The 12,260-nt window shown below is 49.1% G+C and carries 10 protein-coding genes; 8 read left to right on the top strand and 2 right to left on the bottom strand.

The genetic code is table 11. The features are described 5' to 3' along the window. Window positions 1-101 precede the first annotated feature (101 nt). Window positions 102-443, bottom strand: coding sequence for a DUF779 domain-containing protein (locus tag ACIFQN_RS06185; RefSeq protein ID WP_429832170.1), 342 nt, complete (start codon window positions 441-443; stop codon window positions 102-104). Between the two features lie 4 nt (window positions 444-447). Then, a complete protein-coding gene (gene adh, locus ACIFQN_RS06180; protein WP_429832169.1) occupies window positions 448-1,968 on the bottom strand; it encodes an aldehyde dehydrogenase in 1,521 nt (506 codons plus the stop codon). Window positions 1,969-2,209: 241 nt separating this feature from the next. Here adh and ACIFQN_RS06175 point away from each other — a divergent pair, with 241 nt between their 5' ends. From ACIFQN_RS06175 to ACIFQN_RS06140, 8 genes are all read left to right on the top strand, one after another. Then, window positions 2,210-3,943, top strand: a complete 1,734-nt coding sequence (locus ACIFQN_RS06175) for a sigma-54-dependent Fis family transcriptional regulator (RefSeq protein WP_429832168.1) — start codon at window positions 2,210-2,212, stop codon at window positions 3,941-3,943. Then, the gene (locus tag ACIFQN_RS06170; RefSeq protein ID WP_429832167.1) at window positions 3,940-5,802 is read left to right on the top strand and encodes a sigma-54 interaction domain-containing protein; all 1,863 of its coding nucleotides are present in this window, start codon (window positions 3,940-3,942) and stop codon (window positions 5,800-5,802) included. The genes ACIFQN_RS06175 and ACIFQN_RS06170 overlap by 4 nt, the downstream gene beginning before the upstream one ends. 190 nt (window positions 5,803-5,992) lie before the next feature. Further along, window positions 5,993-7,069: a tartrate dehydrogenase gene (locus tag ACIFQN_RS06165; protein WP_429832166.1), complete on the top strand. Its 1,077-nt coding sequence runs from the start codon at window positions 5,993-5,995 to the stop codon at window positions 7,067-7,069. A 21-nt stretch (window positions 7,070-7,090) separates the two neighbouring features. Then, window positions 7,091-8,515 carry an aldehyde dehydrogenase family protein gene (locus ACIFQN_RS06160; RefSeq protein WP_429832165.1) on the top strand — a complete coding sequence of 475 codons (1,425 nt, stop codon included), beginning with the start codon at window positions 7,091-7,093 and terminating at the stop codon, window positions 8,513-8,515. Then, window positions 8,512-9,282 (top strand): SDR family oxidoreductase, encoded by a 771-nt coding sequence (locus ACIFQN_RS06155; protein WP_429832164.1) that lies wholly within the window; start codon window positions 8,512-8,514, stop codon window positions 9,280-9,282. Before ACIFQN_RS06160 ends, ACIFQN_RS06155 begins: the two co-directional genes overlap by 4 nt. A gap of 84 nt (window positions 9,283-9,366) precedes the next feature. Continuing rightward, a complete protein-coding gene (locus tag ACIFQN_RS06150) occupies window positions 9,367-10,434 on the top strand; it encodes a TRAP transporter substrate-binding protein (protein WP_429832163.1) in 1,068 nt (355 codons plus the stop codon). A 63-nt stretch (window positions 10,435-10,497) separates the two neighbouring features. After that, on the top strand, window positions 10,498-10,965 hold the full coding sequence (locus tag ACIFQN_RS06145; protein ID WP_429832162.1) for a TRAP transporter small permease: 468 nt from the start codon (window positions 10,498-10,500) through the stop codon (window positions 10,963-10,965). Between the two features lie 7 nt (window positions 10,966-10,972). Continuing rightward, entirely contained in the window at window positions 10,973-12,247 is a 1,275-nt protein-coding gene (locus tag ACIFQN_RS06140; protein WP_429832161.1) for a TRAP transporter large permease, read from the top strand. Window positions 12,248-12,260 lie beyond the last annotated feature (13 nt).

Here is a 12,260-nt window from a genome sequence, read left to right as displayed (position 1 = left end):
GCTCCAGAATTCATAAGCGGTCGCGCTTATAAATTCTTATACGTTAATACAAGAAGGACCGTTCCCCACCTGTAGAGGTGAGGGAATGGTCCTTTTCTTGCTCAAGAATCAGAAAACATGCGTGAACGAGTGAGAAAGCGTACGCCCTCTGGACCTTCGAGCGAAAACATGCCGCCACGTCCAGAAACGACATCGATGATGAGCTGAGTATGCTTCCAATACTCGTACTGAGCTTTGCCCATATAAAACGGGCAACCACCAATTTCGCCCAGCAGTACATCCTGATCACCGACGAGAAACTCTCCAAGCGGGTAACACATGGGAGAGCTGCCGTCGCAGCAGCCCCCCGACTGGTGAAACATCAGGTCACCGTGTTTGGCCCGAAGCCGTTCGATTAGTTGCAGCGCAGCCTCTGTTGCGAGCACTTTTTCCGGCTGGTCCATTTGATTAAAAGAACCCGAGTGCCTGGTCGCTGTAGCTGACCAGCAGGTTTTTGGTTTGCTGGTAATGGGAAAGCATCATTTTGTGGTTCTCACGACCGATACCAGACATTTTGTATCCGCCAAATGCTGCGTGAGCGGGGTATGCGTGGTAGCAGTTGGTCCATACCCGACCTGCCTGGATTTCACGACCAAAACGATAAGCAGTGTTTACGTCGCGTGTCCATACACCTGAGCCCAAGCCGTACAAGGTGTCGTTCGCGATAGAGAGAGCCTCTTCTGCATCTTTGAAGGTCGTAACGGAGACGACTGGACCGAAGATTTCTTCTTGGAAAATACGCATTTTGTTGTGTCCTTTGAAGACGGTAGGCTGAATGTAGTAACCGCCCTCAAGATCTCCGGAAAGCTCAGCGCGTCCGCCGCCGATCAGGCAATCCGCTCCTTCTTGTTTGCCGATATCGAGGTAGGAGAGAATTTTTTCCACCTGCTCCAAAGAGGCTTGAGCACCGATCATGGTATCGGAATCAAGCGGATTGCCTTGTTTGATGCTGGCTACCCGTTTCAGGGCACGCTCCATGAATTGATCGTAAATGCTTTCGTGAATCAGCGCACGCGATGGGCATGTGCAAACCTCCCCTTGGTTGAGCGCAAACAGTACAAAACCCTCGATGGCTTTATTGAAGAAGGCATCGTCTTTGGCACACACATCAGGGAAGAAGATATTTGGTGATTTGCCGCCCAACTCCAATGTAACCGGAATGATGTTTTGGGAGGCGTATTGCATAATTAGACGGCCCGTTGTCGTTTCGCCTGTAAATGCGATTTTGGCGATGCGGTTGCTGGAGGCAAGGGGTTTGCCCGCTTCCAGACCAAAGCCATTCACCACGTTAACGACACCAGGAGGTAGCAGGTCGCCAATCAGCTCCATCAGCACCATAATGGAAGCTGGTGTCTGCTCAGCAGGCTTGAGGACGACGCAGTTACCTGCAGCAAGAGCCGGAGCCAGCTTCCATGTCGCCATCAGCAGAGGGAAGTTCCACGGAATGATCTGTCCAACGACTCCTAGTGGTTCATGGAAGTGGTAGGCTACCGTATCATTATCAATTTCAGCGAGAGAGCTATCCTGAGCGCGGATGGCACCTGCAAAATAACGGAAGTGATCAATAGCGAGAGGGATGTCAGCAGCGAGTGTTTCACGTACAGGTTTTCCATTTTCCCACGACTCCGCAACCGCCAAGAGTTCGAGATTGGCTTCCATGCGGTCTGCGATTTTTAAGAGAATGTTAGAGCGACCTGCTGCAGAGGTGCGGCCCCAAGCCGTTTTGGCTTCGTGTGCAGCATCGAGAGCCAGCTCAATATCATCTGCTGTAGAGCGAGCGACCTCGCAAAATACCTTGCCTGTGACAGGAGAGACATTTTCAAAGTATTCACCCTTCACTGGCGGAACCCAATTTCCTCCAATGTAGTTTTCGTAGCGATTTTTGAAAGTCACCTTGGATCCGGCTTGGCCGGGCTGAGCATAGATCATGCGAGCGCCTCCTCTATTATCACTTACTGTTGTACGTCCATTTCTAAAAGCAAATCCCGTACCAAAAGTGAAAAATAGGAAATGACTGCGTTTTCGCGAATAAGTAAGGAGGGAGTTGTTCTGAAATAGGTCATCATGTGTTCCAAAGTGGAACAGACGAAACAGTTCGATTCAGCAACCAACGAAAAAAAGCTGTTCGTGCTATACTGAGAGTGAATGATTTTGGGGGGAGGGAAGAGTGTTGTCGACGATTGTACAGCAATCTTGGAAACGCTGCCAGGAATCTAGCCTCAAAGCCACGGAGAAGTCCAATGACCAAATCATTTCTACCAACCGGATCAAAGAAATCATTCAGGAAAATCACCCTCTGATCCGCGAGAGCTTTCCCCTTTTTAATAAACTGGCTCCTTTTTTATTGTCGACGGAGCATATCGCCTTGCTGTCCGATCGTGATGGCAATATTATTCATACGATTGGAGATCCGATTTTCGCTAATCAGGCGCAAAAGGTACAACTGCAGATCGGGGCCAATTGGACTGAGAATAATAAAGGAACGAACGCGATCGGAACCGCCTTGATCGCGCAGCAGCCCATCCAGATTCAAGGTGAACAGCATTATTTTTTAGAGAACCGTTTTCTGACGTGCTCGGCTGCACCGATTTTCTCCCCTACCGGAGAATTGCTGGGCGTCATAGATATCAGTACGCGAAAAGAATACTCGCACCCATTCGCTTTGACCATCGCCTGCATGATTGCGGAGGCTTTGCAAAATCGCTTGATGCTTGCCGAAGCTGAGCGCGTCATTGCTCTCCCTACTTCTTCATCGCTATCTGCTATGGGGAATAGTCTGCCGCTCGTTGGCCTCGATCGTGATGATCGGATTGTCAGTCTCAACGAATTGGCGAAGCAGCAGTTGGGGGCAGAAGCAATGGGAACAACTCTGCAACCAGAGGTGGGGTGGACTGCTCGAAAAGTGCAGGACAAACGGAAGCGAATCTGGTCTACGTCCGCTACTTCTCAGTTAAAACCGTATCCACGGCTCGCGGGATCATGCCCCCTCTTTAGTCAAGCGAAAATGCTGGGGCAAAAAGCAGCGTATGTTGATTTCCCGGCATTGATTATAGGTGAGAGCGGAACGGGAAAAGAATTGTTCGCTCAAATGATCCATGAGACAGGCCCGCGTGCTGAAGAGCCTTTTATCGCGGTAAACTGCAGTGCAATATCGGAAAATTTAATCGAGAGTGAATTGTTTGGCTATGAAGGTGGAGCGTTTACAGGAGCCCAACGCGAGGGCAGGATAGGCAAGTTTGAAGCGGCGAAAAAGGGAACGATTTTCTTGGACGAGATTGGGGACATGTCGTTGCGGGCCCAAGCGGCTCTCTTGCGGGTTCTGCAGGAAAAGGTCGTCACGCCTGTGGGCAGTAACCAGTCCCGTCCTGTTCACGCCAGAATCATTGCCGCTACGCATCGGAATTTGCCAGAAGAGATCAAGGCGGGACGTTTTCGGGCTGATTTGTACTATCGCCTCAAAGGGGTTTCGATTCAGCTTCCGCCACTGCGCAAAAGAAGTGATCTGATCCAGCTTGCGGAGCATTTGATCAAGCAGATTGCCCAGGAAGAGCCACTCGTCTTGTCCAGGGAGGCAAAGGCTAAGCTGTTGTCATACGCATGGCCCGGTAACGTACGAGAGCTCCTGGGGGTATTGATGCAGGCGACTTTTTTATCGGAGACTTATGAGATCAGTGAACAGGACATTCAGTTAGAGGGGCTTGTGGATGTCGGCGTGTCTACAGCTTATGACCAAGAGATTCTTTCTTTGCGGGAAACAGAGCTGGAAGCGATAAAAAGAGCCTTGTACACAAGTGGAGGAAATGTGAGCAAGGCGGCAAAAATGCTCCAGATCGGGCGAAACACCTTGTACCGCAAAATGGCGGAGTACGACCTTTCATTGCCAATGAATCAGGGGGATATATGATTGCCTTATACAGGCTAGATAAAGAGTTGGAGAAAGAAATGGCTGTTCTTTTGGAGAAGAGCGGTCAAAACATTGGCTTTTTCTATTCCATTAAATCCATTTTGGATCAGATGATGAATCCGTTTGTCGTCATAACAACAGAACGCTACACAGAAGAATTGGAATCCTTGTCGCTTCCTGTCGTTTCTTTGTCCATCGACATGAACGATGTAAAAAGGGCATGGGAAAAACGGCGAGGGGAAGAACAGTCAGTCAAAAAGCTCGTAGTCGTGTGTGCTTCTCAAAAAGAGAGAGAATGGCTGGAGCTTGAGCATGCCTTGAACCCGGATGTCGTAGGAAGCGATTGTTTATTTCGTTGTCAAGAAGACTTACGGGCGGACCATGATTACGGCAACAACGTATATATGATACCTGTCTGGGACGTGAGTTTCTTGTCAGCCATGCCGCCAATCTCAGATCGACAGCTCGTTTCACCCTCCGTTGCCACCTTGCGTAGAGCTGTACAGCAAGCGACATCTTTGGTCACGTACACAAAGGATCGGCTACGGGAGAAGCATCTCATGGAAGCGGTCGTCAATTCGGCTCATGATGCCGTGATTGCAGTCGATCGCTTGAGCCACATCACTCTGGTTAATGAGCATGCCAAATTATTATTGGGACTCTCTGGAGATGTTCTGGGCAAGCCGATCACGGACTATATTCCCCATTCGGACATGCTGCGCGTCTTGAAGACGGGGCGGCAGGAACTGGGAGAGGTAGCAACGGTTTTGGACAGATCCATTGTCATCAACCGCATTCCGGTCATTGTGAAGGATCAGGTCGTGGGTGCGGTTTCCAACTTCAAAGAAATCAGTGACATACAAAAGATGGAGATGTCGCTTCGGAAAAAGCTGCACGACAACGGCCTGGAAGCAAGGTATCGTCTCGACAGCATCATTGGCACGTCAACGAAGATCATTGAAACGAAGGAACAGGCAGCCTTATTTGCAAAGACCCATGCAACGGTGTTAATCACGGGTGAATCAGGGACGGGAAAAGAACTGTTTGCCCAAGGCATCCATCTGGAGAGTGGGCGAGCGCTTGGACCGTTCCTCGCTGTCAATTGTGCGGCGCTGCCGGAGAGCTTGCTGGAAAGCGAACTATTTGGATATGAGGACGGAGCTTTTACGGGTGCCAAAAAAGGCGGAAAACCTGGATTGTTTGAGCTTGCACATGGAGGAACGCTGTTTCTGGATGAAATCGGAGAGATGCCACTGCGGATTCAGGTCCTTTTGCTCAGAGTGCTGCAAGAGCGGCGCGTCCGCCGTGTCGGTGGGGAGCGAATTATTCCTGTCGATGTGCGGATTGTAGCTGCGACCAATCGCGATTTGGCCGAGGAGATTGAAAAGGAGCATTTTCGAGCCGATCTCTATTACCGCATTAATATGTTAAAGCTCGATGTGCCCCCTTTGCGCGAGCGTTTGTCAGACATCCCAGTGCTTGTCGCGAGCATGGTTCAGGAAATAAATGAACAGCATGAGCAAAAGGTGGAAGAAATCGACGAGGGACTCTACGCCATGTTTCAATCCTACCACTGGCCGGGAAATGTGCGGGAGCTGCGCAATGTCGTTGAGCGAATGGTTTTGCTGGCAAAGGGAGGAAAGCTCGATAAAGAGGATGCTTCTTTTTTATTTGCAAAGAAAAAAACTACGCCTACCCACAGCGTGCCCGCAGCGATGGAAGGGCAAAAAGATCCGGAAGCGAAGAGGATTGAAGCTGCTTTGCAGCAGGTGAAGCATAACAAAACATTGGCGGCGAAGATTCTTGGAATCGACCGAACAACCTTATGGCGAAAAATGAAGCAGTATCATTTAGAGTGAACAAAGTGTTGCAACAAAACGTTGCAACACTTTGTTGTGTTGTGTAGAAGAATGTCAAAACGTGGTTTTTATTCGCTTGCTATGAAAGCGTTTTACCGGGTCGTGCTGCGAAGAATGATTTGGCATCAAATGTGCAAGAGGATTCAAGGTAAAATATCAAACAATTTAGACCATTTTAGGGGGGAGTCGATTGCTTCATTATTCGATCGCTGTGATCCCGGGAGACGGAATTGGTCCCGAGGTAATGGATGAGGGATTGAAGGTATTAAAAGCAATAGAAGAGAGCCATGGAGGCATTCGTTTTGCCAGCGATGTGATGGATTGGAACTGCAAGTATTACCTCACACATGGCAGAATGATGCCGGAAAATGGACTGGATACATTGAAGGATTACGATTTGATTCTGCTTGGTGCAGTGGGTGCGCCCGAGGTGCCTGATCATGTCTCGGTCTGGGAATTGATATTGCCAATCCGCCGTGCGTTCCAACAGTATGTAAACCTTCGTCCGGTAAAGCTGCTGCGAGGGTTGGAGAGTCCCTTGCGCTACAAGGAACACGCTGATCTCGATTTTGTGGTGGTCAGGGAAAATACAGAAGGCGAATACTCCAATATGGGCGGACGCATGCACCAAGGGACGCCATATGAAATGGCAGTCCAGAACAATGTATTTACTCGGTACGGCACAGAGCGCATCCTCAAATACGCGTATTCTTTGGCGGAAAAGCGGCCGAGAAAGCGACTTACCTCCGCAACGAAATCGAATGGAATCAATCATTCCATGCCGTTCTGGGATGAGATTGTCAAGGAAGTGAGCCGTGAGCATCCGGGAGTCGAAACGAACCTCTATCACATCGACGCGTTGGCTGCCTATTTTATCACGCGACCAGAAACGTTTGACGTCGTGGTGGCTAGCAATTTGTTCGGGGACATCTTGACAGACTTGGGAGCTGCGATTGTAGGCGGGCTTGGTCTAGCACCTTCTGCCAATATCAATCCCGAGCGCAAGTATCCATCAATGTTTGAGCCGATACATGGATCTGCGCCAGACATTGCTGGTAAAGGCATAGCTAATCCGATTGCCCAAGTATGGAGTCTCGCCATGATGATGGATCATCTCGACTTGCCAGAAATCAGCGCCGTGATTATGAACGCGATTGAGCAAGTTCTGCTGGATGGTAAAGTGCTGACTCCTGACTTAGGAGGCAAGGCATCGACGAAGGAGCTGGGAGACGAGATCGTTCACCACATTTATACAAGTAACAAATAGAAAACGAGGAGGAAGAGGAGAATGGAAGCGAAATCGTATGACTTGTACATCGGTGGAGAATGGGTAAAAACAGAAAACTCCATTCCCGTTTTCCACAAATACAATGGCGAGTGTATCGCACACATTGCCCGCGCAGAGCAGCATCATGTGACAGAGGCAGTAGAAGCAGCCTGGAAGTCTTTCAAACAGGATACGTTGACGCCATTTCAACGCTATAAAATCTTGTTGAAAGCGTCTCAACTGATGGAAGCTCGTCGTGACGAGATGGAGCTGTCTTTGATTCGCGAAGTCGGAAAAACACGCAAAGATGCGATGAATGAGCTGGATCGGACCATCAATACGTTGCTTTTGTCAGCAGAAGAGGCGAAAAAAATTCACGGCGAAATGGTCCCGCTGCAATCGACAGAAGGCTCAGAGAACCGTCTGGGCTTTACCATTCGCGTGCCAAAAGGTGTAATCGGGGCGATCACTCCGTTTAACTATCCGCTTTTGCTCAGCACACACAAAATAGCCCCCGCAATCGCTGCCGGGAATACGTTGGTGGTCAAGCCGGCTACCGTTACTCCGATCGCTACCTTTCTCTTGTTGGAGGTTCTGGAAGAGGCAGGCTTGCCTAAAGGCTACATCAACGTAGTAACGGGAGCGGGCAGCCAAGTAGGGGAATGGTTACTAGACGAAGAACGCATCGCCATGTATACCTTTACCGGGTCAGGCGAGGTAGGGCGTCATATAAAAGAGCGCAGCGGCATGCGGCCTGTCGCACTGGAGCTGGGCAACAATTCGCCGAATATCGTTCACTTGGATGCCGATCTGGAGCTGGCAGCACGCCAGACGGCAGCGCGCAGCTTTCACAATGCCGGTCAGGCGTGCATCGCCGTTCAGCGTATTTACGTCCATGAAGCGGTTATACAGGAGTTCAGTGACTTGTACATTGCGCATGTCAATCAATTAAAGGTAGGCAACCCGGAAGATCCGAATACCGATGTTGGACCCATGATCAGTGAAAAAGAAGCGATCCGTACCGAAGAATGGGTACAGGAAGCAATCAGCCAAGGAGCCCAGTCCTTGTTGCCTGTAAAACGCGAGGGAGCCTTGTTCTACCCTGCTGTTCTGGTCAATACAAAGCCGGAAATGAAGGTCGTGTGCCGGGAAGTTTTTGCTCCTGTGGTGACGATCATCCCTTATAGCGACCTCGACGAGGCATTTGCGCAAGCGAACGATTCGGAGTACGGTCTGCAAGCCGGAATTTTTACGCGAGATCTAAATATCGCCATGAAAGCAGCACGCACCCTTGAGTATGGCGGTGTCGTGATCAATGACGTGTCGACCTATCGTAACGACGTCATGCCGTATGGTGGAGTCAAAAACAGTGGACTTGGCAAGGAAGGGCCTCGCTATGCAGTCGAGGAGATGACCGAAGAGAGGATGGTGGTCATTAATCTATGACCGGACAACTATTGCAAGGGAAAACCGCGATTGTGACTGGCGCAGCATCTGGCATGGGAAAAGCCATCGCCAAGCTGTTCGCTGATCAAGGGGCAAATGTCGTGTTGGCTGACCTGAATAAGGCAGCAGCAGAGCAAGCAGCACAGGAGCTTCCTGAAGGGAAGGGGCAAGCTGTACAGACAGACGTATCGGATGATCAAAGTGTTGCGGCACTAATCAAGGATACGGTGGCAGCGTTTGGATCTATCGACGTGCTGGTCAATTGCGCGGGCGTTCCCCAAGCATTTACGCCAATTGAAGAACTGTCGCTCGAACAGTGGGATAAGATCATGTCGGTTAATACGAAATCGATCTATTTGACAACGCGTCATGCGGTCCCGCATATGAAAGCAGGGAAAAAGGGAAGCATTATCAATATCGCCTCGATTGCCGGAATTCGTGCAAGACCGGGCCTGAATGCTTATTGCGCTTCCAAAGGTGCGGCGATCATGCTCAGCAAGGCATTGGCTATCGAGCTTGCCCCTTATCAAATCAGGGTCAATGTCATCAACCCTGGACCAGCCGAAACACCCATGCTGGGCAAGTTCATCAGTGGAAATGAGGCCGAAGTGGAGGCGGGTAAAAAAGATATTTTCATCAGCAGCGTTCCATTGGGGACTCTCATTCAGCCGGAAGATATCGCTCAGGCGGCATTGTATTTAGCTTCTGACCTGTCCAAAATTGTCACAGGCGAAGTGATGAATGTGGATGGCGGAAGAGGGATCTAGCCAAACGGAAGAAATTTTCATATTATTAAATGAATTTAAAAACCAACTAAAATTACAGAAATGGACTCAGGGGGTATCACCAAGATGTCACGAAAAAAATGGGGATTTTTACTTTCCGGCTTTATGTCAGTTTCTTTATTGTTGACAGCATGCGGAGGGGGCGGCGGGCAGGCTGCCCAGCCTTCCGGTCAAGGGGGCGGACAACCAGCTGCTCAGACAGAAGCACCAAAGAGTGACGGACAAACCTATATATTCAAAGCGGGCCACTCCTTAACCGAGGATCACCCTTATCACCTGGCATTGAAAAAGATGGCCGAAGATGTGGACAAGCGTTCAAGCGGAAAAGTCAAAATTGAAGTATATCCGCTGAGCCAGTTGGGTGCTGAGCGTGAATTGACAGAGGCGCTTACGTTTGGAACGGCTGATATGTCTATTACCTCGACCGCGCCGGTTACCAACTTTTATCAGAAGCTCGGCGTGCTGGACTTGCCTTTCCTGTTTGAAAGCCGTGATCAGGCATACAAGGTTCTTGATGGTAAGGTCGGTCAAGATATGCTCAAAGATATGGAAAGCGCTAATCTGGTTGGTCTCGCTTGGGCTGAAAATGGTTTCCGCCACATCACCAATGGAACAAAAGATATCAAGAAGCCAGCAGATGTAGCAGGAATGAAGATCCGCACCCAGGAAAACCCGATTCACCTCGCTGCATTCGAAGCACTGGGAGCAAAACCAACACCAATGGCTTGGACGGAAGCTTTGACTGCACTGCAGCAGGGTGTAGTAGATGCACAGGAAAACCCGGCAATCGTTGCTCAGACGTACAAGCTGTACGATTCCAAACAAACGCATATGTCCTTGACTGGTCACGTATACTCCGCGGCAATGATTTTGTTCAGTAAGCCAGTGTGGGACAAGCTACCTGCTGATGTTCAACAACTGATTGCTGAAGAGGCAAAAAAAGCGGGTCAATACGAGCGTGAGCTGATGATCAAAATGGAAGAAGAAGCGATTTCCAATATCAAGGCAAAAGGCGTAGTCATTACGGAAGATGTAGACAAGCAAGCATTCCGCGATGCGATGAAGCCTGTGTACGACAAATTCTCCGGTCAGTTCGGCAAAGAGCTGGTTGATGAAATCATGAATACGAAATAAATGGAGGAAGGGAGAAGAGCAAATGCTTTTCTCCCCGCTTTTCCCTGCGAAAGGAGAAATCGTGTGGGCAACATCATTTCCAAGATAAACAGTCTTACCCGTCTAATCGTCATCGCCCTATTAGCTGTTATGATCGTCGCCGTTTTCCTGCAAGTCCTTTTCCGCTTTTTTTTGGATCAGCCGCTTGCCTGGACCGAAGAGCTCGCTCGTTATCTCTTGATATGGATCACTTTTTTAGGTTCAGCTTATGCGATGGCCATCAAAGCACATATTGGAACGGAGTACATCCAGAAGCACTTGTCGCCATGGATGAACAAAGTAGTTCTTGCGGTGGCTGCGGTGCTTAGCATTTTCTTTTTTATTGTCATGGTTTATCAGGGGTATCTCTTGGCTGCCAGAAGTATGACTCAGACATCCCCCACTCTGCTCGTTCCCATGGGCTATGTCTACATGGTGATCCCGATCAGCGGTGTTCTGCTCATCATGAACGCTCTCCATGTAACGTGGAAAGATATCACTGGGAAGGAGTGAATCTATTTTGGGTACCATTTTATTTTTGACACTGTTGGTTCTTCTGATCATCAATGTGCCAATTGCTGTAGCATTGGGGCTATCAGTAGTCGTAGCCTTTATGGTAGAGGGGAATATTCCGCTCTTGGTCGTCATCCAAAAAATGTTCAATGGGACCGATTCATTCCCGCTGATGGCAATCCCGTTTTTCCTGTTGGCTGGTAAGCTGATGGAAACAGGAGGTATTTCGGCTAGATTGATCCGGTTTGCCAATACGATTGTTGGCAATCTACCAGGAGGACTAGCGATTGTAGCGGTTATCGGATGCACCTTCTTTGCTGCCATTTCCGGTTCTTCAGCAGCAACTACTGCAGCGGTAGGTGGCATTTTGATTCCGCACATGGTAAAAAAGGGGTATGATGTCCGTTTTTCCTCTGCGCTGCACGCAGCGGGTGGTACAATCGGTGTCATGATTCCGCCAAGCGTGCCGATGGTCTTGTACGGAGTGGCAGCGAGTACCTCTATTAATGATCTGTTCATCGCCGGAATCGGACCGGGGATTCTCGTAGCCATTTCGCTCGTCGTTTATTCATTCTGGATTAGCAAGAAAAATGGCTGGGGCGGAGGAGAGAAGCATTCTCCGGCTGACATTTGGAAGGCTTTTAAAGACGCAATTTTGGCAATTCTCATGCCTGTTATTATTCTTGGTGGAATTTACGGCGGTATTTTTACTTCTACTGAAGCCGCAGTTGTAGCGGTGATCTATGCACTGGTTATTGGTCTGTTTGTCTACCGTGAAATTAAATGGAAAGACCTAGGTGAAATATTTACCGGCTCGGCTACCATGACAGCGGTCATCATGCTGATCATCGCCACAGCCAATGCATTCGGCTTTCTCATGACTAGGGAAAATATTCCTCAGGAAATTGCCCAATTCATGCTGGGGATTACCGATAGTACGATTATTACGCTTTTGATTATTAACGTGTTGCTCTTGATTCTGGGAACATTCATGGAAACGGCGGTCACCATTATTCTTCTGACACCGATCTTGTTACCAATTATTACAACATTAGGCATTAATCCTGTGTTATTTGGGGTCATCATGGTAGTCAACTCCGCTATCGGTATGCTCACGCCTCCTGTTGGGATTAATCTTTTGGTGGCAGGAAAAATTGCCAAGCTGTCTAATACGGAGATTGAGAAGGCAGTTATACCGTTTCTCATTATCATGGTTGTCGATTTATTGCTCATCACATACATTCCGGAAATCAGTCTGTTTTTAGTGAACTTGAGTAAGTAACGGAGGGGAAGGG

Source organism: Brevibacillus sp. NRS-1366, from assembly GCF_050467985.1.
This window is presented reverse-complemented; position numbering and strand designations above follow the sequence as displayed.